This window comes from Streptomyces sp. NPDC041968 (assembly GCF_055589025.1).
Map to the genome: position 1 here is coordinate 397,066 of NZ_JBVJCB010000004.1, position 23,255 is coordinate 420,320.

The following is a 23,255-nucleotide window of genomic DNA, read 5'->3' on the forward strand; positions in this document are numbered from 1 at the left end:
TCTCTTCTAACACGCTGTACTAGTACGGGTGCGGCCGATGTGCGAAGGAGGGGGCGAAGCATGGCGTGGAAGCGGTGGGCGGCATCGAAGCGCCTCAAGCCGGGAGACGGCAGGGAACTGCAGCGGTTCCGCTGGTGGCAGCTCCCCTTTCGCTCCCTGTTCTGGCTACGACTTCCCAGCGCCGGCGGGCACGCCCGCCTGCACGCCGTCGACGTACGGCACTGGGCGCGGTTGGACAGCAGCAGGATCCGGGCGCATCTGTTCCTGGACGGCAGGCATGTGGCCGAGTCCGGACTGCCCGCGGTCTTCCCTGTCAGCGGGGGTGTCATCGAGGTGGCGATGAGCAACTACGGCATCAGGCGCTGCCACTACCGCCCCTCGGGCGGGCAGCCGCGCCAGCTCACGCCCGACCCGGCCTCGGCGGAGGGACGGCGGGCGCGCTTCGGTGCCCGCCACCCGGGACTGAGCCACGCGATCGGCATCGGATCGGTGCTGCTGCTCGTCACCGGTGTGGGCCTGAACCTATTGCAGCTCGCCGAGCCCGTCTCTCGCATTCCCCCCGTCACGCAGCGGGTCGGAACGTTCGAATCACCGATCCTCCTGCCGCTCTGGCTGAACCTCGCACTCGGGGCCGGGGCCGTCCTGGCCAGCATGGAACGCGCGCTCCGCCTGCGGTACTCCCCTCTGCTCGACACGGCCGGCCACTGACCCCTCGCAGCGAGGAAGGCCGCCACGTGAGCCCTCTCCGGCCGACTTCTTTGCACGACCGGCACGGCCCGGCCGCGCGGAATGACACGCGTACGACGAATGGAAGATCAGCATGATCCAGCTGAAGCCAAGGCCCGTCACCCGATACGGCGTGGCGTTCGCCACGGCCCTCATGGTCCTGACCGGGTGTTCGTCCGGTGCCTCGGGACCGCGCAGCCCGTCCGCGGGGGCCACGCCGGCCTCCGTCCCGTCCCCGGACCCGCTCACTTGGAGGGCGTGCGGGAAGAACCTTGAATGCGCCACGATCAAGGTGCCGCAGGAGTACACCAAGGCTGATGGCGCGCAGATCCCGCTCGCGGTCATGCGGCACCGGGCCACTGATCCCGACCACCGCATCGGCAGCCTGGTCTTCAACCCGGGCGGGCCGGGAGTTCCCGCTACCGAAACACTGCGCAATCTACCCAGGACAGCCGGTACTCCTGGTGCCTTCTCGCCCACGGTGCTCGCCAGATTCGACATCATCGCGATGGACCCGCGCGGCGTCGGCGGATCGCAGCCTGTCCGTTGCCTGACCGATAAGCAGCGAGCCGATGCCGCCGGCACTGCCTTCAACCCGGCCGTCCCCGGGGGCAAACCCCTGCCGCGACTGCTGACCGATGCCGCCGCCTTCACGGACGGCTGCGCCAGACACCAGAGCGAACAGTTCCTGGCCAGCCTGTCCACCGACAACGTGGCCCGCGACATCGACCAGGTACGCTCCGCGCTCGGCGAAGACAAGATCACGTACTACGGCTTGTCCTACGGCACCGTGGTCGGCCCGATGTACGCCACCCTGTTCCCTCACCGCGTCCGCCAGATGGTGCTCGACGCGCCCATCGACACCAACCTGTGGTTCCGCAACTCCCTCACCTTCCTCAATGACGTCGCCGTCGCAAGCGAACGGACGCTCAACGCCTGGTTCAAGACCTGCCGCTCCGAAGGGACGGCAGTGTGCCCCTTCGGAGCAGGAGACCCGCAGGAGGCGTTCGACACACTGATCGACACGCTGGAAGCGAAGCCACTGAAGATCGCACCCGCCAAGGGCGCCACCCCGGGTGGCGAACTCGACGGCGCCATGGCCCTTGAGGCCACCCGAGCCCTGGCCGGCGACCAGAACACCTGGCCATTGCTGACCTCGGCGCTGCTGGCGGCACAAGACGGCAACGGGGCACCCCTGCACACCCTGTGGAGCAGCGTCACGGTATCCCCCTTCCCTGTCCCTACCGCAATGTTCGAAGCCCACACCGCGGTACGCTGCGCCGACTGGCAGACCCCCGCCGGCATCGCCGCGCACAAAACCGCAGCCACCAAAGCTGTTGATGAGGCCAGGCGGATCGGGACCCGGGCCGCCTACTCCGCCCTGAACTGCGCTCGGTGGCCCGCGCCGAACAAGGACCGCGTCACCGAGCCGCTCACGGGCGCCGGTACACCAACACTGGTGATTGCAGGGCGACTGGACCCCGTCACCCCCCACCACTGGGCCCGGAACATGACCCGAACCCTGGACTCTGCGGTCCTGCTCACGCGTGAAGGAGTCGGACACGGCTCCTACGGCACCAATTCATGTGTCAATAGCGCAGTCGACGCCGCCCTCGTCCACGGCACCCACCCCACCGACGGCACCGTGTGCCAACCAGACACACCCGCCACCACCCGCCCCCTTGTCTCCGCGAACCAGTGAGCTCTTTCAGCGTGGCCGCTCCAGGGTGAGGACAGCCGGGTCGATTGACGTCATTCGATTCGGGCTGCACCGGGATCTGCGGAAGATGCGCCAGGACTTGAGTCATGCCACGTCCCGTTCGACCGGTGCTCGTGCCGCGGACAGCGCACGGTTGACGGTTTGCTGGGTCGGTGTGAGCTCGCCGCCCGGCGGGCCTCAGATCGTGGCCGCGGCCGGGCAGTGTGGGTGAGATCCACAGCAGCTGGCCGTCTGGATCGGTCACCCACTGCACGTTCATCCCGTGTGGGCTGTGGTGGTGGGAGTAGTCGTCCCGGCTGTCGCCAACCCGGTCACATTCCGCGAGGCTGCCGTCCAGCAGAGTGCAGTCGGGGTCGGCCTCGCGCTGGCACGGAGAAGGCCGGGCGCGCGGTCTGCGAGCAGACTGATGACGGCGGCTGTGTAAGCGTGGGCGAAGTGTGCCGTAACGTCACCAGTTTCACTCCTCGAGCCGGAGGTAGTAGTCACACAGGAAAGCAAAGCAGCAGCAGGGGATTTGCCCGCTCACATATATGACAGTGATGAACGCCTGGCTTTCTACGTCTTCTATATCCGTGCAGGCGTTTCGGGGGAACTGCAGGATAGGAAGTGACGGGAAAAGCTTCATGCTGCGCCTACCACCTCTTTCCGCGACCCAAATCCTCCGTCTTGCAACGGCTGACCTATAGGGAAACCGGCGTGCCTACAACTCTCGCTCAGAAGCTGTATCTGCTCTGCTACACCGTCAAGAAGGAGAAGTTCCAGCTCGACAACATCCAGGGGCGCGGCCAACTGCTACGGGCCGGCGCGATGACCGAGCTGGCCCGCGACGGTCTGCTGGACGCCACCGGGGGAAAGGTCCGGCGGCTCCCCGGAAAACCGCCCGAGGACCCGTTCACCACCGCCGTCTGGTACGACCTGCCCGAAGACAAGCCCAAAGGCTGGCTCAAGTTCCTGCACGACAAAGCCCACACGGCCGAAACCCCGGTTCGCGACCAACTGCTCGCCTCCGGGGAGGTCGCCATCACACGAGAGAAGAAGCTGGGGGTCGTCCCCACCGACCGGGTATCCGTGGTGCACCCCGACCTGGTGCAAGCTCTCCAGGAGCGGGTGCGCTCGACGGTCATCAACGGCGCTCCCGCCGAGGACCTGACGGACGAACTGGCCATGGCCGTCCTGGCCGTGGAGCTGGAACTTGCCTCGGTGTGGAGCAAGGAAGACCACCGCGCCCACAAGTCCGACCTCAAGGCGCATGCGGCGCGGTTCGACGCCTTCGTCCCCGGACTGCGCAAGGCGCTGCGCGATTCCTATCTCGCGAGCCGGGCCGTGGGAGGCGGCTGGAGCGCCTGAACCGCAGTGCCACCGCGACGAGCCATGCCCCAGGAACGCTGAAGCCGCAGCTCGAGACCAGGAGTGATCGATGTCCCGACCCGAAGGCCGGCACACCCCTTCCCCCACCAGCGGCAGGAGCCCCGGAAGTACGCCGCCTCCCGCCCCGCGGCCGCCCGTGATCGAGTCCCTGGGAGGCGCGGCGGGGTTCGTCTACTCGACCGTCCCGGTCGTGGTGTTCGTGATCGCTCTCGCCGTGCTGTCCACGAAGGCGGCCGTGATCGCGGCCGTCGCCACCGGTGCGGTGCTCACCGTGGCCCGGCTGGTGCGCGGCGAACGTCTCCTCGCGGCCTCCGGCAGCCTGAGCGGCGTTCTGGTCGCGGCAGGCATCGTCGCGCTCACCGGTTCCGCCAAGGACTTCTTCCTGCTGGGCATCTGGGTGGCCTTCGCCGGCTTCCTCGCCACATTCGGTTCGGTCCTCTTCCGCCGCCCTCTGACCGGCGTGGCGTGGAACCTGCTGCACGGGGGCGCGTACGCCTGGCGCGAGGACCGTCAGGTTCTGCGGGGACACGACATCGCCACCCTCGCCGCGGCACTCGTCCTCGGATCGCGGTTCGTGGTGAAGCAGTGGCTCTACGTGCACGACGCCACCGGCTGGCTCGCCTTCGCGAAGATCGCCATGGGCACCCCCCTGACCGTGGTGGCCGCGCTCGTCGTCGCCTGGGCCTTCCGCAGAACGTCGAAGCGCCTGGTGGACAGTCGGCCGGCCGAGGCGATCGCCCAGCAGGAGGCCGAACTCCCGCCTCACCAGGATGCGTCCAGGTAGCAACGGCGTCACAGCCATCAGCAGAGAAAGGACCCCAGATGTCGATCAGCCGTGTGCACGCGGAGACGGTGAGGGAACTCGGAGCCTTCGAAAGGGCCATCGACCTCTACATGCACGAAACCCCGTCCAGTTCTCCCTGGTCGCCGAGATCGACCGGAAGGTCTCCGAGCAGACTCTGGCGCGGGCACTGCGGGATGTGCAGGCACGGCACCCGTTGCTTCGCGTCGCGGTCGACCGCGGAGCTCCCCGGGCCCGATACCGCTGGGCAGAGAGGCCGGTCAGGGTCGAACCCGCCGCAGAGGGAACTCCCTGGCAGGCGGTTGTCGCTGGAGAGCAGACGCGGCCCATCGCTCCGGAGCCCGGCCCGCTGATGCGGACCGTACTCGTTCCCAGGGAGGCCGGCAGCGCCATCGTGCTGACCTTCGCTCACCAGATCACCGACGGGATCGGCGGCATGCGAGTGGTGGCGGACATTGTCGCCGCCCTCGACGGCGACGAGGAGGGCGGCCAGCCGACATCGGAGGGGGACGTGCCGCCCTCCCAGGAGGCTCTGCTGGGAGCTCTCGACGCTGCGACGCCCACCGTGGGACGACCCAAGGACGAGCTGACGGACGCGCCCGGTGAGCTGGCGCAGTTCTTGGGACGGGCACCGCACGTTTCCGCCCTGGCCCTGCAACGCGGTCTGACCGCACGGCTCGTGAGCCGTTGCCGCACGGAGGGCGTGTCCGTGCACGCAGCGCTGTGTGCCGCCGCCTGCACGGTCTTCCACCGCGCGGGCCGCACCCGGGTGAGGGTGCTGAGCCCGATCGACCTGCGCCGTGCCGCAGGTCTGCCCGACGCTGTCGCGAATCGCTTCGCGGGGGCGCGCACGGAGAGCGAGGCGTCCCAGGCCGGGGATTTCTGGGAACTGGCCCGGCACCATCACCGGGCACTGGAACACCAGCGCGCACCGGGAGTGCTCAAGGCGGGCTCGGAGGCACTACATCAGCATCCGCCGGCCACCCCTGAAGAGGCCGAGGCGATGATGACCGCCGTCACCGCCGCCGACATCCAGATCACCAATCTCGGGGTGGTGGACGCGCCGGCACACGGCCGCACCTGTCTCACGGCTCTGTGGGGGCCGGCGCAGACCACGCAACTGCGCGGTGAGCACGTCCTGGGTGTTGCCACGCTCGGAGGCCGCCTGCGCATGACGGAGCTGACCCACGACCCAGTGGCCGTTCTGCTGCCCGACATGGCAACCGTGCTGGCCCAAAGTTGCGTCGAGTCCGGCTCCCCGTCCTCCCGATCCGTTCAGGACATCGAACTTCCTCTCCGATGACTCACCGGCCGCCCGGCGGTTCGGAACGCCCTCGCCGCACCAGGGCTTCATGCCACGAACTCGCCGGCCACCCCAGCTCTGCGTCCCCGCTGCGCCCTCGACGGCCGCACCCGATGAGCGACACACAGGAGTGACCATGCAGTCCATCACCGACGCCCATGCAGGCGACGCAGTCAGCACTGCCTTGCTGGCTGAGCTGCGGTCCCGTATCCCCGCGGACCGTGTGCTCACCAACGGACCGGAGTACATACGTGCGGTGGCGTTGTTCAACGCAGCGGTCGACGTCCGCCCTTCTGCCGTCGTGAGGTGCGCGACCACCGCTGACGTGCAGGCGGGAGTACGCGCGTCCCGCAATCATGGAGTACCGCTCTCAGTGCGTGGCGGAGGTCACGACTTCTGGGGCCGGGCGTTCCGCCCCGGTGGACTGGTTCTCGATCTGACTCACATGCGGGAAGTCCAGGTCGACATCACCCACCGTGTCGCGACGGTGGGTGGCGGAGCGCTCTCGTCCGACGTCGTATCCGCTGCCGAGCGGGTGGGCCTGACTGCCGTCACCGGAACCGCGGGCGCCGTCGGAATGGTCGGCCTCACGCTCGGTGGCGGGTACGGCCCCCTCATCGGGCAGTTCGGGCTCGCAGCCGACAACCTGCTCGGCGCCGAAGTCGTGCTGGCCGACGGTTCGCGCGTGAACACCGACGCCGAAAATCATCCGGACCTCTTCTGGGCGCTGCGCGGTGGTGGCGGCAACTTTGGTGTCGTGACCTCGGCGCGGATCCGGCTGCACCCCGTGCCGACGACGGTGTCGGGGACCATCCTGTACCCGATCACCCAGAGCGCCCGGGTTCTCGCCGACCTCGGTGGGATGCTTCAGGACTGTCCGGACGAGCTGACGGTGGACGTCGGGTTCCTTCCCGGCCCGGACGGCGAACCGACGGTGTACGTCGCGCCGACCTGGTCGGGGAATCTCGAGGTGGGGAACGCCGAGAACGGCCCGGTGCGTGCCCTGGCCGGACTCGGCACACCCGTGCTCGCCGAGGTGGGGCCGGTCGCCCGTTCCGCGACGCTGGCCGCGACGGACGCCATGTTCCCACCCGGGCGGAAGGGCGCGATCCGCACGCGAACCGTCCAGAGCGTCTCCGGCTCCATCGCGACCGTCCTGGACGGAGCTGCCCAGGAGTTCACCTCACCGTTCTCGGCGATCGTGTGGCACCAGTTCCATGGTGCCGCCACCCGTCCGCCTCTCGGCTCGACGGCTTTCGGCCGACGCGAACCGCACCTGATGATCGAGCTGATCTCTATGTGGGAGGGCGGCGACGGCACCGACAACGCAGGCAGTGACGACGGCAGGTCACCGCACCTGCGCTGGCTGGAGGAGCTTCACGCGGCGCTCGGGCCTTTCTCGTTGCCGGGCGGCTACGTGAACTTCCTGGGGCCGGAGACTCCCGAACAGATTGCGGACTCCTACGGGCCGAACACCGAACGCTTGCTCGCCGTGAAATCCGCGGTCGACCCGGACTTCGTCTTCGCCGCCACACCGCTCCCCATCGGGACCGCCGACGCCGGATCCACACCGTGTGAGGCGTAGGCGAGATCGCTGCTCCGGCCGTCGGAGGGATGATGGGGCTCGGGATCGGCTTCGACGGCGCTCACGTCCACGCCGCGGGCGGTGAGTTCGGCCAGGATGCGGTGGGCAAAGGGATCGTCGCCCAGGTGGCTCAGCCAGGCGGTGCGGTGCCCAAGACCGGCCAGTGTGCAGGCGACGTTGGACTCGGCGCCACCGACGGCCATGCGGAGCAGGGGCTGCTCCGCGAGGGGACGGGCGTCGGGCGGGCTGAGAACGGCCAGGGTCTCGCCGATGCACACGACGTCGGCCACCGGTTCCTGCAGGACGGTGGCGTGGGAAGGGGACGGCAAGGGCACGGGGATCTCCTGGCGGACGGCGCGGATGCGCAGACGTAGTGGCGGGACCGGAGGGGCGTAGGGGAAGCACGGAGACGTCCGGTACGGGTCCTGTCGCGGGGAAGGGGCCGTTGCCGGAGGTCGCGCCGGTCATGCTTCGACAGCCCCGTCGGCGAGGCGCAGCATGACTTTGCTGCTCCCGCTCGTCGGGTCGGCGGCAACGGCGAGTGCCTCCTCGGCCCGTTCCAGCGGGAAACGGTGGGTGATCAGCGGGGTCACGTCCAGTCCGTCCCGGAGGGCGCTCAGGGCGTCGTCGATCTCCTCGACGAAGCGGTACGAGCCGATCCAGGTGATCTCCCGGGTCACCAGGTCGCCGAGGGCTGCGGGTACGGGCGTGCCGGGCAGGTTGCCGACCTGGACGAGGGTGCCGCCTCGGGCTGTGGCCCGCAGCGCCGGTCCCAGCGCGGCCGGGGCGCCGGACGCCTCGAAGGTGACGTCCGCGTCCTCGGGCAGTCCCTCGCCGGCAGAGAGGTCACGTGTCTCGTCAGCGCCCATGGCACGGGCGACGGCGAGTGAGGATGACGCCAGGTCGGCGGCGACGATCCGGCCCGCGCCGCGGTGCCGGGCGGCGGCGGCGACCAGGGAGCCGATGGGACCGCAGCCGTTGACCAGGACCGTGCGACCACGCAGCTCCGGGACCCGGCCGACGGCGTGCAGGGCGACGGCCAACGGCTCGGCGAGGGCGCCCTGCTCGGTGGTGACGCCGTCCGGCAGAGGTCGGATCTGGGTGGCGTGGACCACCCGGTACTCACTGAACCCGCCGTCGGTGTGCGGGTCAAAGGCCGCCGAACCGAAGTAGCGTACGCGTGGATAAAGGTTCGTGCGTCCGGCGAGCCGCCCGGGAAGGACACCGTCGCCCACCGGTCGGGCCGGATGCACGGTGACCGCCCGCCCCACGTCGAGACCGGTGACCTGGTCGCCGAGTGCGGCGATCCGGCCCGCGAACTCGTGTCCGAGCACCAGCGGGTGCACGAGCTTGGCGGTGCCGGATGCGCCGTTCTTCCAGTACGCGATGTCGGATCCGCAGATCCCGCCCCACTCCACGGCCAGCAGCACCTCGCCTGCACCGGGTAGGGGCCGGGCCCGTACGTCGATGCGTACGTCGCCGGCGCCGTGCACCACAACCGCCCTCATCCGGCGGCCCTCGGCGGCCACGGACCCGGGACCTCCCGCCGTGAGAGTCCCCGCGGCGCCCGCTTCGTCGATCGTCTTCATACGGCGTCCTCCAGCTGGACCAGGTCGCGTCCGCGCGTCTCGGGTGCGAGGTAGGCGCTGACAAAGGTGATGAGCGAGTAGAGGACGAGCATGGCGGCGATGGGCCACCAGCTGCCGGTGACGGCCGTGAGCGTGGCCGCGAGGACCGGGCCGATCGCGGTGGCGAGGATGCCGCCGATCTCTTTGGAGACCGCGAGCTGCGTGAACCGGGTCCGCGAGCCGAAGAGTTCGGCCATTGTGACGCTTTCGAGCGAGAACAGGCCCAGGACACCGACATTCAGACCGAGGATCATGCCGAGCATCACGCCCGGGGTCGACCCGGAAGTGATGAGGAGCAGTACCGGGAAGGCGAGCAGGACGGTCAGGGCCGAGAGCACGAGGTAGACCACACGGCGTCCGAAACGGTCACCCAGCCAACCGACCAGCGGCACGGTGGCGAAGCCCACCAGCGAGCCGTACACGATCGCGTCCGTCGGCACGGACCGCTCGACCGCCAGGTTGGTGGCGAGGTAGCCGACCAGGAAGGTCTGCATCAGTCCGGAGTTGCCGGCCTGGCCGAAGCGCAGTCCCAGCGCGAGGAAGAACGCCTTGCCCTTGCGCTGGCGGATGCCCGCCGCCAGCACGCCGCCCTTGTGCTCGTCGGCCGTGGCGATGACGGACTCGACCTCGTCACGGGCCAGTGCCACACCGTCCACAACGTCGGGACGCTCCTCGAAGACCGGGCTCTCCTTGAGGCTGCGCCGCATCCAGACCGCGAAGATCATCAGCAGGAAGCTCAGCAGAAAGGGCAGCCGCCAGCCCCAGGAGAGCAGCTGCTCCTCGCTGAGCACGGCGAGCAGGATGGCCCACAGGCCCGACGCGGCGAGCGTCCCGGAGTTCGTGCCGAGCGACACCAGCGAGGAGATCAGCCCGCGCCGCCCGGCAGGCGCGTACTCGGCCAGCATGACGGTGGCCCCGGCGATCTCGGCGCCGGCGCCGAAGCCCTGTATCAGTCGCAGGGCGACGAGCAGGATCGGCGCGAGGATGCCGATGGTGGCGTACGTGGGCAGCGCTCCGATGAGGGTGGTGGAGGCACCCATCAGCAAGATGGTGATGTACAGGACCTTCTTGCGGCCGAGCCGGTCGCCCATCCGCCCGAAGTAGACGGCCCCCGCGAGCCGGGCGACGTATCCGACGCCGTAGGTGGCCATCGCGGCGATCAGTCCGATGGCCGGGCTGACGTCCGGGAAGAAGATTTTGTTGAAGACGATCGCGGCGGCCAGCGAGTAGAGCTGGAAGTCCATGAACTCCATGGCCGTGCCGAGCCAGCCCGAGACGGCGGCGCGGGTCAGGTCGCGTGTGCTGCGCTGCGCGGAAGGCGTCTGCTGGGCGGCTGTGACGCTGTCCTTCATCGTGAACTCCGTTGTTCGAAGCCGAGGAAGCTCTTGGGGATAGGGGGAGGCGGATACAGGGATCTGGACGGAGGGCCGGGTGCGGGTGTCAGATTTCGACGCGTCCTGCGTCCAGGGCGGGGAGGCGGTCGGCGACGGCGGCGGTGAGCGCGTCGTCGTCCGCCAGATCGTGCGCCCCCAGGACACGCAGCAGCGCGCGTACCGTCCCCGCGGGCCGGCCCGCGGGCCGCCAGCAGGCGGCGAGGACATCGGCAGCGGGATCGGAAGGGGCGTCGGGCGCACCGGCCCGGCGGGTGCTGTGCGCCCAGGCGGCAAGGGCGAGTTCGAGTACGGGGGTGCTCGCGTCGCGGGCGCGCAGTTCGCGCAGGGCGGGCAGCCAGCGCTCGGTGATCTTCAGTGACGCGTCGGAGCCGATCTGCTGCAGCAGGTGGTGCATGGCAGGGTTGCGGAAGCGTACGACGAGGTCGTCGGCGTACGCGGTCTGGTCCGGGCCGCCCGCCGGGAGGGTGGGTGAGACCTCCGCGCACAGCGCCCGCACGAGGCGCTCGCCCCAGTGCGCTGTCATGGTTTCGGCGATCGTGGTGAATCCTGCGGCGGCACCAAGGTGGGCGAGCGCGGAGTGGGAGCCGTTCAACAACCGCAGTTTGGTGAGCTGATAGGGCGCGACGTCCGGGACGAACAGGGCACCGTCGAGCTCCCAGAGCGGCCGGGGCGCGGTGAAGGAGTCCTGCAGCACCCACTGTCGGTACGGCTCGCTCGTCACGGCGAGGGCGTCCCGCACGCCGAGCGCGGCGACGGCGGCTGCCCGGTCGGCTTCGCCCGTCGCGGGCACGATCCGGTCCACGACGGTCGCGGGGAAGGACACAGCTGTGGCCATCTGGTCCAGGATCTGCGCGCGGTCAGGCCAGGCCGACGCGCGGACGAAGTCGTGGACCACCCGGGCCAGCGCTGCGCCGTTGTCCGCCATGTTGTCGCAGGACACGACGTTCACCGGGGGCGCTCCCGCGCGCATCCGGGCGGCCAGTCCGGCGGCGAGGCGCCCAATGACCGTGGTGAGCGGCCCGCCGGGGTCGGCTGCGAGGTCGGCGGCAATGGGGGCGGCCGTGGTGTCCAGTGCGCCGGTTGCAGGAGAGCGGTGGTAGCCCTTCTCCGTCACGGTCAGCGTCACCACTGTCACCCCGGGGTCGGTGAGCAGGGCGTCGACGGCCCCGGCGTCAGGGCCCATGACCAGCGCACCGACGAGTGAGCCCACGACGCGGGTACGGTGACCCTCCGGACGGCGTTCGGTGAGTGAGTACAGACAGTCCTGGTTGCGCAGGGCGCGCACGGTCTTGGCCGACCGGGGCGCGATGGCGGTGATGCCCCAGGGCTCGCCGGAGCGGGCGGCGGCGTGCTCGGTGTACACGGCCTGGTGTGCCCGGTGGAAGGCGCCGAGGCCGAAGTGGACGATGCGGGTGCGCAGTTCGGCTGGGTCGACGGCGGGCCGCAGCGCGGGGGCGAGACGGGATAGAGTTCCGCGGCCCAGCAGGTCGTGGGCGCTCACCAGTCGTGCACCGACCCGTCGAGCCGACGGGCGACCGGGAGGTAGCGCCGCTGGTAGGGGAAGCGCTCGGCCGCCTTCTCGTCGTACTCGACGCCGAGGCCCGGCTCATTTGAGGGGTGCAGCATGCCGTCGGCGAAGGTCACCCCGCTGCGGAACACCTCGGCGGTCTCCTCGGCGTGGCCCATGTACTCCTGGATGCCGAAGTTCGGCACGGCGATGTCCAGGTGCACGGCGGCGGCCATGCTCACGGGGGAGAGATCGGTCGCCCCGTGGGAGCCGGTGCGCACCTGATGGAGGGCGGCGAGGTCGAAGATCCGGCGCAGGTGGGTGATGCCGCCCGCGTGGACGACGGTGGTGCGCACGTAGTCGATGAGCTGTTCGGTGATGAGGTGCTGGACGTCCCAGATCGAGTTCATCACCTCGCCGACCGCGATCGGTGTCGTGGTGTGCCGACGGATGAGCCGGAAGGACTCCTGGTTCTCGGCCGGGGTCGGGTCCTCCATCCAGAACAGCCTTGAGGGCTCGACCCTCTTGCCGAACCGGGCTGCTTCGTTCGGGGTGAGCCGGTGGTGCACGTCGTGCAGGAGGTGGAAGCCGAAGCCGAAGCGTTCCCGTACCGCTTCCAGGTATCTGGGGGCGAAGTCGAGGTAGGCCTCGGTGTCCCAGGGCTGTTCGTCGGGCAGTTCGGTGGCGGCCGGCTCGTAGACCTTGCCCTTGCGCACCCCGTACGTGCCCCCGACCTCGGGCACGGCGGCCTGGGCCCGTACAGCCTTGTAGCCCAGCTCCAGATGGCGCTCGACGTCGTCCAGCAGCGAGGACACGTCGGTGCCGCTGGCATGCGAGTAGACCAGTACGCCGTCGCGCGACCGGCCACCCAGGAGCTGGTACACGGGCAGACCGGCGGTCTTGCCGAGGATGTCCCACAGGGCGGTATCCACGGCGGCGATCGCGGTCATCGTGACGGGCCCTCGCCGCCAGTAGGCGCCCTTGTAGAGGTACTGCCACATGTCCTCGATACGGGACGGGTCCCTGCCGATCAGCAGCGGGACCAGGTGGTCGCGCAGATAGCTGGCGACGGCCAGTTCCCGGCCGTTGAGCGTGGCGTCGCCGAGGCCGGTCACTCCGTCCGTGGTGGTGATCCGCAGCGTGACGAAAGTCCGGCCGGGAGAGGCGACGAAGACCTCGACGCTTTCGATCCTGCTCACAAGCACTCCTTGGTCGCGAAGTACTTGTATACAAGCATCTGTCGTTCAGTACGGCAATACTTGTCTCGGGGTTCTACGTACGATGTGCACATGGCTCAAACGAACGGGCGCACGAACCGACGTGACATCTACCTGAAACTGCGCCAGATGGTCCTGACCCTCGAGCTCGTCCCAGGTGCCGCCCTCTCGGAGAACGAACTCGCCGCGTCGATGGGCGTCAGCCGCACACCGGTGCGCGAGAGCCTGATCCTGCTGGCCCAGGAGGGCCTGGTGCAGGTTTTCCCCAAGATCGGATCGTTCGTCTCCCGGGTCGATCCGGCCCAGGTCGCCGACGCGCAGTTCCTGCGAGAAGCGGTGGAACTCGCCTCGCTGGACGACCTGCCCGCGCAGCTCGACCCGGCGGTCGTGGGGGAACTGCGGGACAACCTGAAGCGACAGCGGCGCGCGGACCTCAGCCTGAAGGAGTTCTTCGATCTGGACGAAGCGTTCCACCAGGGCCTGATGCGGCTGAGCGGGCACGGGAACGTCTGGACCACCGTCGCCTCCGCCAAGGGGCACCTGGACCGGGCCCGCCGCCTCGGCCTCCACGAGAACGTCTCCCCAGCCGTGTTCATCGCCCAGCACCGCGAGATTTTCGACGCGATCACCGACGGGAACGTCCCGCTCGCCCGCACCGCCATGCGCACGCACCTGCGGGCCGTCTTCGACGACATCGAGCGCATCCGGGCCCACTCACCCGAACTGTTCGCCGCCGACGCCTCGACGGTGCCCGTGCGACGCAACATCGTGGTCTGGGAGTGATCCCGCCGCGTGCCCGCCCGTCAGCCCGGCGAGCCGGCGGACGGAGCGAACACGCCGAGAACCGCTCCAGCTTCACTGCCAGCGTCCCGGCTTCCGGCCACCTGCGTCCTTTGCGCGACCCGGAGGCGCCGGAGCTGGACGAGGACGACGACGGGAGCAGGCAGGACTGATCGTGGCCGACTGGGGCGATGATGAGCTTGCGGGCCCTGCCCTTGGTCAACCGCTTCGCGGCTGTCGCGTAGCGCGGGGGCAATGTCGCCGCCCTTGATCGCCTAGATGGACTCGGCATCGAATCGTCGACTGGCTCGCGGTGTACGCCACTCGGCATCCTGGCCGTTCACGAGCAGAACATAGTCCTCATCCGTCGGTCCCATGGCATGTTCGCCGACCGCGCCGTCGTGAGTGCCGCCCGCGTGGCCGAGGCGGCCGGTCACGCGGGCGCGGCGGTGGCCGGAGGGGGAAAGAGGATGTGGACGGCCTGGATGACGGCGGCGCGGCGGGCTTTGACACTCGGGTCTTTGGCGGCCTGTGCGGCCAGCTGTCCGAATTCGGGCTGGCCGCACCACGAGGTCGCCAGCTGATCGATGAGGATCAGGACGTCGACCGGGTCCCAGCGCGGGTCGAGGTCGCCGGCGCGCTGGGCGCGGCGGATCTGGTCGGCTTTGCGGAACATGGCTGCCCGGTACGGGTTGGCCTGTTCGTCCGCCTCCTCGCGGGCTGCGGTGGTCTCCAGTTCCAGGCGCCCCCAGCTGATCAGGCGGTAGTGCTCGGGGTGGGCCAGGAAGTAGTCGAACAGGCGCCCGGCGTAGCCGGGCAGGTCGGTGGGGTCCAGCGGGACGGCCTGGACAATGACAGTCAGTTCCCGATGTGCGACGAAGCCGTAGAGCTCTTCCTTGCTGCGGAAGTACGCGTAGACCCGCTCCTTGCTGGTCCTGGCCTGAGCGGCGATGCGGTCGACACGGGCGCCGGCGATGCCGTGGGCGGCGAACTCGACCTTGGCCGCGTCAGCGATCCGGGTGCGGGTGGCCTCGGCCCTGGGTGAGGAGGTCATACCCCCAATCGTACCAAAACAGAACTGTTTGGTTTGCTTTTCAGGCGGGCATGGCGCACCCTCGTTAATACCGAACGGTTCGGTTTGGTCTCCTTCTGTGGCCAGACCGCCGCCCCACCGATGGAGGACACTCATGCAGCACCGCTCTCTGGGCTCCCAGGGCCTGCGCGTCTCGGCGCTCGGCCTGGGCACGATGGGCATGACGATGGCGTACGGCGCCTCCGACGACGCCGAAAGCCTCGCCACGATCCGCCGTGCCCATGAGCTCGGCATCGACTTCTTCGACACCGCCGAGGTGTACGGAGCCGGCACCGGAAGCAACGAGACCCTGCTCGGCAGGGCCGTCAAGGACTTCCGCGACGAGGTGGTCCTGGCCACCAAGTTCGGCTTCGACATGGCTACCGAGATGTTTTCCGGTGTCAACAGTCGCCCGGACAACATCCGCAGGGTCGCCGAGAACAGCCTGCGCTACCTGCAGACCGACCACATCGACCTCTTCTACCAGCACATCTCCGACCCGGACGTGCCCGTCGAAGAGGTGGCGGGCGTGGTCGGCGAACTGATCGCGGAGGGCAAGGTGAAGTACTTCGGGCTGAGCAACGTCGGCCCCAAGTACATCCGCCGCGCCCACGCCGTCACCCCGGTCACGGTCCTGCAGTACGAGTACTCGATCTTCGAGCGGGAGGTGGAGGAGAAGATCCTTCCCGTCCTGCGGGAGCTCGGCATCGGCCTGGTGCCCTACTCCCCGCTCGGCCGCGGCTTCCTCACCGGCCAGGTCAAGCCCGGCAGCGAGTATCCCGAGGACGACATGCGCAGCTGGGACGGGCGCTGGCAGGGCGAGAACTACACCTACAACCTGCGCGCCACCGAGCAGCTGAAGGAACTGGCTGCGGCCAAGGGCATCGCCCCCGCCCAGCTCGCGCTCGCCTGGCTGCTCGCCCAGGGCGAGGACATCGTCCCCATCCCCGGCACCCGCAGCGCCAAGCGCCTGGAGGAGAACGCCGGCGCCGCCGACGTCCGGCTCACCGACGCCGATCTGCAGCGCATCACGGAGATCATTCCGGACGGTGCGGCGGGCAGCCGCATGCCGGACGCGCTCGCGTCCAGCTTCACCACCGACTGAACCGCCCCTCCACGCGGCCCGCACAGGCTCTCGATCCGCGGAGGCCGCGGCTGCGGGCCGCGCCCACGGTGCGCTCCACCCGGATCGACCCACGAGGAAGACATCATGAGCACTGAGCTGGCAGGAGAGCTGAAACTGCCCCTGTTCACCGTTCGCCTGGACGGTCTGATCAGCCGGGTCGAGTATCACGTGGCCAGCCCGAAGTCGGACTGTGTCGGTGCGTGCTTCGCGACGGCGCGGGCGGTGATCGCCTGCGATGCGCGGGCGGACGCCGCGGACAGCTCCTCCGCGCCGGGCTCCCGGTACCACGGCCGGAGGTCGAGCATGGCGGCGCGCATGCCGGTGGCGAAGCAGAGGGCGGTGCCCTTGGGCAGGGCGCGGATCGCGTCGGCGGGCAGGATCCGCTCCTGCCGCATCGACACCGATGTGCTCTTGCCGGACTCCGAGTGCGACGTGGACGTGGTCTCCACGTCGTGGTCGCCGATCAGGCGGCTGAGCTTGTCCGCGAAGTCGGGGTCGTCGATTCCGGAGCCGATGGCCTTGACGGTCGAGGCGGACCACATGGCGTCCTTGCCCGCGTCTCCCCAGACCTTCTGGCCCTGGCGGTAGGACTGGAGGTGAGACGTGAGAGGGTCTGGGGCGTGAGTGAGACACCGCCGAACACCCTGCAATACCGTTTTGACGGGCCAGAAGACGCTCCGGTCCTGATCCTGGGTCCCTCACTGGGTACCACATGGCACATGTGGGACCGGCAGGTGCCCGAGTTGGTGCAGCAGTGGCGGGTCTTCCGGTTCGATCTGCCCGGGCACGGGGGCGCCCCCGCCCACCCGTCGGGCTCTGTCGCCGAGCTTGCCACGCGTCTGCTGGCCACCCTCGACGGGCTCGGCGTGCAGCGCTTCGGATACGCGGGCTGTGCGTTCGGCGGCGCCCTCGGCATCGAGCTGGCGCTGCGGCACCCCGAGCGCCTCGCCTCGCTCGCGCTGATCGCGGCGTCGCCGAGGTTCGGGACCGCCGACGAGTTCCGCCAGCGCGGCGTGATCGTCCGTACCAACGGGCTCGACCCCATCGCCCGCAGCGCTCCGGAGCGCTGGTTCACCGGAGGGTTCGCCGCCGCCCAGCCGGCGATCACCGAGTGGGCCGTGCAGATGGTGCGGACCACCGACCCCGGCTGCTACATCGCCGCCTGCGAGGCGCTCGCCGCGTTCGACGTGCGCGGTGAGCTGGGGCAGGTCGGCGTCCCGACCCTGGTCCTCGTCGGCTCCGACGACCAGGTCACCGGCCCCGCGGAAGCCCGCACCCTGGTCGCCGGCATCCCGGACGCCCGGCTCGCCGTCGTCCCCGGCGCCTCCCACCTGGTCCCGGTCGAGCAGCCCGCGGCCGTCACCGACCTGCTGGTCCGGCACTTCGACACCGCCTGGCAGAGTACCCACGACGCCTCCACCGGCCAGATCGCCGTCCCGGCCGCCCGCGTCGCCGCGGCCCCCGCCCAACCCGTCGGACCCACCGCCCACCCCGTCGTACCCGGGGCCGTGCCCGGCGCGCCCGGCTTCGCCGCCGCCCCCGTCCAGCCGGCCATGGCCCCGCCGCCGCGGGCGGTCGCGCCCATCGCCGAGATCGCGCCGCCCGTCGTGCCCCCGCAGGCCCCGGCACAGGGGCGGCCCGACCCCTACGACGCGGGGATCAAGGTGCGCCGGGACGTGCTCGGTGACGCGCACGTCGACCAGGAGCTGGCGCAGGCCGACGGGTTCTCGGGGGACTTCCAGGAGCTCCTCACCCGGTACGCCTGGGGCGAGATCTGGGACCGACCGGGCCTGGACCGGCGCACCCGCAGCTGCGTCACCCTCACGGCCCTGGTCGCCGGCGGTCACCTGGAGGAACTGGCGCCGCACCTGCGGGCCGCCCTGCGCAACGGCCTCACCCCGGAAGAGATCAAGGAAGTGCTGCTGCAGACGGCCGTCTACTGCGGTACCCCAGCCGCGAGCAGGGCCTTCCGGGTGGCGCAACAGGTCGTGCGGGAGGAGACCACCCCGCCCGAGTGAGCTCCGCCCGGCCCGAGCGAGCCCCACCCCCGCCGCCGGTCCGGGTTCGGCGGCAGGATGGAGTCATGAAGCTGACCAAGAAGTCGCACGCCTGCGTCCGCCTGGAGAAGGACGGGCGGACGCTCGTCCTGGACCCCGGCGGGTTCAGCGAGGAGGACGCCGCCCTCGGCGCGGACGCCCTGCTCGTCACCCACGAACACCCGGACCACTTCGACGAGGCGCGTCTGCGTGCCGCGATGGAGCACAACCCGGCCGCCCGGATCTGGACCCTGGAGTCGGTCGCGGAGAAGATCTCGGCGGCGTTCCCGGGGCGCGTGCACACCGTCGGACACGGTGACACCTTCACCGCCGCCGGGTTCGACGTGGAGGTCCACGGCGAGCTGCACGCCGTGATCCACCCGGACATTCCCCGCGTCACCAACGTCGGCTTCCTCGTCGACGGCGGCAAGGTCTTCCACCCCGGTGACGCCCTCACCGTCCCCGGCCGTCCGGTCGAGACGCTGATGCTCCCCGTCATGGCGCCCTGGAACAAGATCTCCGAGGTCATCGACTACGTCCGCGAGGTGAAGCCGCAGCGCGCCTACGACATTCACGACGCCCTGCTCACCGACCTCGCCCGGCCGATCTACGACCGCCAGATCGGCCGGCTGGGCGGCTCGGAGCACCTGCGGCTGACCCCGGGGGAGTCCGTGCGGGTGTGAGCTCGGCGGCCGGAGGGCTGCCGGGCGGACGGGGTTGTCAGTGGCGCCCGGTAGGTTGTGGGACATGCGCATCGCGACCTGGAACGTGAACTCGATCACCGCCCGCCTGCCGAGGCTGCTCGCCTGGCTGGAGAGCAGCGGCACCGACGTGCTGTGCCTCCAGGAGGCCAAGGTCGCCGAGGCGCAGTTCCCCTTCGACGAGCTGCGGGAGAAGGGCTACGAGGCGGCGGTGCACGCCACCGGCCGGTGGAACGGCGTGGCGGTGCTCTCCCGCGTGGGCCTCCAGGACGTGGTCAAGGGCCTGCCGGGCGACCCGGGCTACGACGGGGTGCAGGAGCCCCGCGCGATCTCCGCGACCTGCGGCCCGGTCCGCGTCTGGTCGGTCTACGTGCCGAACGGGCGCGAGGTGGAGCACCCCCACTACGCCTACAAGCTCCAGTGGTTCGAGGCCCTGCGCGCCGCCGTCGAGGGTGACGCCGCCGGTGACCGCCCCTTCGCGGTGATGGGCGACTACAACGTCGCGCCGACGGACGAGGACGTCCACGACCGCGCCGCCTTCGAGGGCTCCACCCACGTCACCCCCGCCGAGCGTGCCGCCCTTGCCTCCCTGCGCGGCACCGGCCTGACCGACGTGGTCCCGCGCCCCCTGAAGTACGACCACCCCTTCACCTACTGGGACTACCGGCAGCTCTGCTTCCCCAAGAACCGCGGCATGCGCATCGATCTGGTGTACGGGAACGAGCCCTTCGCCAAGGCCGTCACCGACTCCTACGTCGACCGCGAGGAGCGCAAGGGCAAGGGAGCCTCCGACCACGCCCCGGTCGTGGTGGACCTGGACGTGTAGGCGCTCCTCCTACGCCCCGCCCGCCCCCGGTCGCGCGCCCGCCCGCCCGGCCTTCGTCCGTCCTGCGTGCCCTGTGGTGCATACGGCGGTACGAATGACAGTCTGGACGTATGAACATCCCCTTCCTGGGCAGGCGGCGCGAAGGCCCGCGCGTGCACGACGCCGAGGGCATCGGCGAGCTGCTCGCCGACTGCGACCTGCTGCGCTCGCAGGCCTCACGGGAGGGTGTCCGGCTCGACGACTCGGCGGTGTCCCTGGAGCAGCTCGACCAGGTGCTGCCCCGCTGGCGGAGCGACGAGGAGATCCTGACCTGGCTCGGCAACGACGCCGGTCTGTACCTCGGCACCGTGATCGTGCGCACCGTGCCCGGCGCCGCCTGGTCCATCCGGTCCGACGGTCAGCCCGTCGTCCGGCTCGCCTCCGGCCGGGAGTTCGACGTGGTGGCGTCGGGCCAGGCATGGGCGGCGGACGGAGTCCCCGAACTCTCGCAGCTGTACGGCGAAGTCGCGGAAACGTGACCCTTCTGCGGTAAAAGCACCGTAAATAGGGCTAATGCCCGAAAGGTGCGTGTCGTTGGCGCACCCGTCGTCTGTCTCGATACGTTGCAGTCCTCGGTCCGCGTACGGAGGACGCACGGGACACACGGGACGCACGACGCGCAGGGGATACGCAGGGTGCAGCCGGAGATCACTGCTCGCACAGCGGATCGGCCGTCACGACGGGCCGTCCGCGGGCGGGGAGAAGGTCAGCTGCACACCCGCCCTATGCCCGGTGCGAGTTGCGGGGCGCCGGAGCCGGCACCGGCGTCGGCAGGGGGCTCGTCGCCGCCCGGGTCACGTCCCCGACGAGTTCGACGACATCCGGGCCGTACGCCTGCGAGTTGATCACCTTGAGCAGCAGCACGAAGGAGTTGTTGCCGTGCTTGCGGGCCAGTTTCTCGTGGTGGCGGGCGAGGTAGCGGGTGGCGGCCTGGTTGTCGATGGCGCGCTGGCCGCAGAACAGGAACGCGGGGCGGGCCTCGCGCCGGTCGCCGGCGGTGAGACGGGCCAGCAGGACGTACTCCGTGACGCCCGAGTCCATGCGGTAGCGCTCGCCGCCTATCTGGAAGGCCCCGCGGTCCGGGCCCGGTTCCGGGTCGATGTTGATCCGCACCCCGGGCAGCATGGCCGCCATGTGGGCCACCATGCGCCGGTTCGACCCCGGGCCGCCCACGCAGAACTCCGTCCGCTCGCCGAAGCCCTGATGGACCATGTCCTGGGTGACCAGGTGCATGTGCGCGCCGCAGTCCTTGATCAGCGCGGACAGTTCCAGCAGCGCGAAGACGTCGAAGCGGTGGACGGCCGGTTCGGAGGCGGCCGGGTCCCGGTTGACGACGAGCAGCGACTCGGAACCCTCCGGCAGCCCGAAGAAGGCCTGCTTGCGGCGGAGCCTCCGCTTCAGCAGATACGTACGGGCGAGCCAGCCCAGCGCGGCACTGATGCCGGCCGCGACCACGCCCAGGACGATGTTGCGCACGTCGTCAGTCATGGGCGCGCATGCTAGCGGGCATCCGTGAACCGGTGTTCGACGGACCGCGACGGAGATGCTCCTGACGCGGCCATGACGATCAACTAAGCTGCCCGAACGGCTTTTTCCCTGGAGGTGCGGATGCGTCGCCCTGTCGCGCGGAATCTGACGGTCCTGGCGGTCTCCGCCGCCGTGGTGTCGGTGGGGGCGGCGGCGCCACCCACCGCCCAGAGCAGGCCCGTCGCCCCCAAGACCCCGGTCGCCGTCGGGTACGGCGGGGCGGTCGCCAGCGTCGACCCGGACGCCTCGGCCGCCGGCATCGAGATCCTGCGCAAGGGAGGCAACGCCGTCGACGCGGCCGTGGCCACCGCCGCCGCGCTCGGCGTCACCGAGCCCTACTCGGCCGGCATCGGGGGCGGAGGCTACTTCGTCCACTACGACGCCAAGTCCCGCACCGTACGCACCATCGACGGTCGCGAGACGGCGCCGCTCACCGCCGACGAGAAGCTGTTCACGGAGGACGGCAAGCCCATCCCGTTCGCCGAAGCCGTCAGCAGCGGCCTCGCCGTCGGCACCCCGGGCACGCCCGCCACCTGGCAGAGCGCCCTCGACCGGTGGGGCAGCCGGAAGCTCGGTGCCGTCCTCGCGCCCGCCGAGCGCCTGGCCCGGCAGGGCTTCACCGTCGACGACACCTTCCGCTCCCAGACCGCCGCCAACGAGCAGCGCTTCCGCTACTTCCCGGACACCGCGAAGCTGTTCCTGCCCGGCGGCGAACTCCCCGCCGTCGGCTCCACGTTCAAGAACCCCGACCTGGCGCGCACCTACCAGGAGCTGAGCCGCAAGGGCGTCGGCGCCCTCTACCACGGTGAACTCGGCGAGGACGTCGTCGCCACCGTCAACCATCCGCCCGTGGACCCCGACTCCGGCTGGGACGCCCGCCCCGGCGACCTGACCGCGAAGGACCTCGCGGCCTACGAGGCCAAGTTCCAGAAGCCCACCCGGACCTCCTACCGCGGACTGGGTGTCTACTCCATCGCCCCCTCCTCCTCCGGAGGCACCACGGTCGGCGAGGCCCTCAACATCCTGGAGCGGACCGACCTCTCGAGGGCGAGCAAGGCCCGCTACCTGCACCGCTTCATCGAGGCGAGCCGCATCGCGTTCGCCGACCGCGGGCGCTGGGTCGGTGACCCCGCCTTCGAGGACGTACCGGCCAAGGAACTGCTGGCGCAGCGGTACGCCGACTCCCGCGCCTGCCTGATCAAGGACGACGCCGTCCTCACCAGCCCCCTCGCGCCCGGAGACCCCCGGCACCCTGCGCCCTGCGCGGGCGGCGGCACGGCGGCGCCGACGACGTACGAGGGCGAGAACACCACGCACCTCACGGTCGCCGACAGGTGGGGGAACGTCGTCGCCTACACCCTCACCATCGAGCAGACCGGTGGCAGCGGCATCACCGTGCCCGGTCGCGGCTTCCTGCTCAACAACGAGCTGACGGACTTCTCCTTCGCCCCCGCCAACCCGGCCGTCCACGACCCGAACCTGCCGGGTCCGGGCAAGCGCCCGCGGTCCTCGATCGCGCCGACGATCGTCCTGGACCGGCACCACCGGCCCGTCGTGGCGGTCGGTTCGCCCGGCGGCGCCACCATCATCACCACCGTGCTCCAGACCCTCACCGGCTTCCTCGACCGCGGCCTCCCGCTCGTCGACGCCATCGCCGCGCCGCGCGCCAGCCAGCGCAACGCCGCGCAGACCGAACTCGAACCCGGCCTGTACGACAGCGGTGTGCGGGCGGAGCTGGAGGCGCTCGGGCACTCCTTCAAGCCCAACCCGGAGATCGGCGCGGCGACCGGCGTGCAGCGGCTCCCGGACGGCCGGTGGCTGGCCGCCGCCGAGAGGGAACGACGCGGCGGCGGCTCGGCGATGGTGGTGCGGCCCGTGCGCTAGGACGCCAGGAGCGG

19 protein-coding genes and 3 pseudogenes are annotated in these 23,255 nt (G+C 70.3%); 13 read left to right on the top strand and 9 right to left on the bottom strand.

Annotated elements, in window-relative coordinates:
• Nucleotides 1-60: 60 nt before the first annotated feature.
• Together ACZ6EG_RS12795 and ACZ6EG_RS12800 are read left to right on the top strand one after the other, a co-directional pair.
• Complete coding sequence (locus ACZ6EG_RS12795) at nucleotides 61-708, top strand: hypothetical protein (RefSeq protein WP_391968421.1); 648 nt, start codon at nucleotides 61-63, stop codon at nucleotides 706-708.
• Nucleotides 709-820: 112 nt separating this feature from the next.
• On the top strand, nucleotides 821-2,428 hold the full coding sequence (locus ACZ6EG_RS12800) for an alpha/beta hydrolase (protein ID WP_469604089.1): 1,608 nt from the start codon (nucleotides 821-823) through the stop codon (nucleotides 2,426-2,428).
• A 6-nt stretch (nucleotides 2,429-2,434) separates the two neighbouring features.
• Here ACZ6EG_RS12800 and ACZ6EG_RS12805 read toward each other — a convergent pair.
• Nucleotides 2,435-2,878 (bottom strand): annotated as a pseudogene (locus ACZ6EG_RS12805) (transposase family protein); the annotation flags it as partial.
• Between the two features lie 264 nt (nucleotides 2,879-3,142).
• On the opposite strand from ACZ6EG_RS12805, the gene ACZ6EG_RS12810 reads away from it, so the two are divergent.
• From ACZ6EG_RS12810 to ACZ6EG_RS12825, 4 genes are all read left to right on the top strand, one after another.
• Nucleotides 3,143-3,793 (top strand): GOLPH3/VPS74 family protein, encoded by a 651-nt coding sequence (locus ACZ6EG_RS12810; protein ID WP_469604092.1) that lies wholly within the window; start codon nucleotides 3,143-3,145, stop codon nucleotides 3,791-3,793.
• Between the two features lie 70 nt (nucleotides 3,794-3,863).
• A complete protein-coding gene (locus tag ACZ6EG_RS12815) occupies nucleotides 3,864-4,598 on the top strand; it encodes a DUF3159 domain-containing protein (RefSeq protein WP_391968418.1) in 735 nt (244 codons plus the stop codon).
• 370 nt (nucleotides 4,599-4,968) lie between these two features.
• The gene (locus tag ACZ6EG_RS12820; protein ID WP_469604095.1) at nucleotides 4,969-5,919 is read left to right on the top strand and encodes a phthiocerol/phthiodiolone dimycocerosyl transferase family protein; all 951 of its coding nucleotides are present in this window, start codon (nucleotides 4,969-4,971) and stop codon (nucleotides 5,917-5,919) included.
• A gap of 136 nt (nucleotides 5,920-6,055) precedes the next feature.
• On the top strand, nucleotides 6,056-7,504 hold the full coding sequence (locus ACZ6EG_RS12825; RefSeq protein ID WP_469604098.1) for an FAD-binding oxidoreductase: 1,449 nt from the start codon (nucleotides 6,056-6,058) through the stop codon (nucleotides 7,502-7,504).
• Between the two features lie 98 nt (nucleotides 7,505-7,602).
• Here ACZ6EG_RS12825 and ACZ6EG_RS12830 read toward each other — a convergent pair.
• From ACZ6EG_RS12830 to manD, 5 genes and pseudogenes are all read right to left on the bottom strand, one after another.
• Nucleotides 7,603-7,839 (bottom strand): annotated as a pseudogene (locus ACZ6EG_RS12830) (PfkB family carbohydrate kinase); the annotation flags it as partial.
• A 129-nt stretch (nucleotides 7,840-7,968) separates the two neighbouring features.
• Nucleotides 7,969-9,093 (bottom strand): L-idonate 5-dehydrogenase, encoded by a 1,125-nt coding sequence (locus ACZ6EG_RS12835; protein WP_469604101.1) that lies wholly within the window; start codon nucleotides 9,091-9,093, stop codon nucleotides 7,969-7,971.
• A complete protein-coding gene (locus ACZ6EG_RS12840) occupies nucleotides 9,090-10,484 on the bottom strand; it encodes an MFS transporter (protein ID WP_391968414.1) in 1,395 nt (464 codons plus the stop codon). Before ACZ6EG_RS12840 ends, ACZ6EG_RS12835 begins: the two co-directional genes overlap by 4 nt.
• 88 nt (nucleotides 10,485-10,572) lie before the next feature.
• Nucleotides 10,573-12,027, bottom strand: a complete 1,455-nt coding sequence (locus ACZ6EG_RS12845) for a mannitol dehydrogenase family protein (protein ID WP_391968413.1) — start codon at nucleotides 12,025-12,027, stop codon at nucleotides 10,573-10,575.
• Nucleotides 12,024-13,232, bottom strand: coding sequence for a D-mannonate dehydratase ManD (gene manD / locus ACZ6EG_RS12850; RefSeq protein ID WP_469604105.1), 1,209 nt, complete (start codon nucleotides 13,230-13,232; stop codon nucleotides 12,024-12,026). Before manD ends, ACZ6EG_RS12845 begins: the two co-directional genes overlap by 4 nt.
• Before the next feature lie 90 nt (nucleotides 13,233-13,322).
• Between manD and ACZ6EG_RS12855 the strand changes: the two genes are divergently transcribed.
• The gene (locus ACZ6EG_RS12855; RefSeq protein ID WP_391968411.1) at nucleotides 13,323-14,033 is read left to right on the top strand and encodes a GntR family transcriptional regulator; all 711 of its coding nucleotides are present in this window, start codon (nucleotides 13,323-13,325) and stop codon (nucleotides 14,031-14,033) included.
• Nucleotides 14,034-14,463: 430 nt separating this feature from the next.
• Here ACZ6EG_RS12855 and ACZ6EG_RS12860 read toward each other — a convergent pair whose 3' ends face one another.
• On the bottom strand, nucleotides 14,464-15,084 hold the full coding sequence (locus ACZ6EG_RS12860; protein WP_469604108.1) for a TetR/AcrR family transcriptional regulator: 621 nt from the start codon (nucleotides 15,082-15,084) through the stop codon (nucleotides 14,464-14,466).
• A gap of 133 nt (nucleotides 15,085-15,217) precedes the next feature.
• On the opposite strand from ACZ6EG_RS12860, the gene ACZ6EG_RS12865 reads away from it, so the two are divergent.
• Complete coding sequence (locus ACZ6EG_RS12865) at nucleotides 15,218-16,207, top strand: aldo/keto reductase (RefSeq protein ID WP_391968409.1); 990 nt, start codon at nucleotides 15,218-15,220, stop codon at nucleotides 16,205-16,207.
• Between the two features lie 185 nt (nucleotides 16,208-16,392).
• Here the strand turns inward: ACZ6EG_RS12865 and ACZ6EG_RS12870 are convergent.
• Nucleotides 16,393-16,824: pseudogene (locus ACZ6EG_RS12870) on the bottom strand (TraM recognition domain-containing protein); the annotation flags it as partial.
• A gap of 24 nt (nucleotides 16,825-16,848) precedes the next feature.
• Between ACZ6EG_RS12870 and pcaDC the strand changes: the two are divergent.
• The 4 genes from pcaDC (at nucleotide 16,849) to ACZ6EG_RS12890 (ending at nucleotide 20,309) form a co-directional block, all read left to right on the top strand.
• Nucleotides 16,849-18,246, top strand: coding sequence for a bifunctional 3-oxoadipate enol-lactonase/4-carboxymuconolactone decarboxylase PcaDC (gene pcaDC / locus ACZ6EG_RS12875; RefSeq protein WP_469604111.1), 1,398 nt, complete (start codon nucleotides 16,849-16,851; stop codon nucleotides 18,244-18,246).
• A gap of 65 nt (nucleotides 18,247-18,311) precedes the next feature.
• On the top strand, nucleotides 18,312-18,947 hold the full coding sequence (locus tag ACZ6EG_RS12880) for an MBL fold metallo-hydrolase (RefSeq protein WP_391968407.1): 636 nt from the start codon (nucleotides 18,312-18,314) through the stop codon (nucleotides 18,945-18,947).
• Nucleotides 18,948-19,011: 64 nt separating this feature from the next.
• Nucleotides 19,012-19,791: an exodeoxyribonuclease III gene (locus ACZ6EG_RS12885; protein WP_391968406.1), complete on the top strand. Its 780-nt coding sequence runs from the start codon at nucleotides 19,012-19,014 to the stop codon at nucleotides 19,789-19,791.
• A gap of 110 nt (nucleotides 19,792-19,901) precedes the next feature.
• Nucleotides 19,902-20,309 (top strand): DUF6278 family protein, encoded by a 408-nt coding sequence (locus ACZ6EG_RS12890; protein ID WP_356607097.1) that lies wholly within the window; start codon nucleotides 19,902-19,904, stop codon nucleotides 20,307-20,309.
• A gap of 244 nt (nucleotides 20,310-20,553) precedes the next feature.
• On the opposite strand, the gene ACZ6EG_RS12895 is transcribed toward ACZ6EG_RS12890, so the two are convergent.
• The gene (locus tag ACZ6EG_RS12895; RefSeq protein ID WP_356607095.1) at nucleotides 20,554-21,318 is read right to left on the bottom strand and encodes a hypothetical protein; all 765 of its coding nucleotides are present in this window, start codon (nucleotides 21,316-21,318) and stop codon (nucleotides 20,554-20,556) included.
• A gap of 120 nt (nucleotides 21,319-21,438) precedes the next feature.
• On the opposite strand from ACZ6EG_RS12895, the gene ggt reads away from it, so the two are divergent.
• Nucleotides 21,439-23,241 carry a gamma-glutamyltransferase gene (gene ggt, locus ACZ6EG_RS12900; RefSeq protein WP_469604116.1) on the top strand — a complete coding sequence of 601 codons (1,803 nt, stop codon included), beginning with the start codon at nucleotides 21,439-21,441 and terminating at the stop codon, nucleotides 23,239-23,241.
• Nucleotides 23,242-23,255 lie beyond the last annotated feature (14 nt).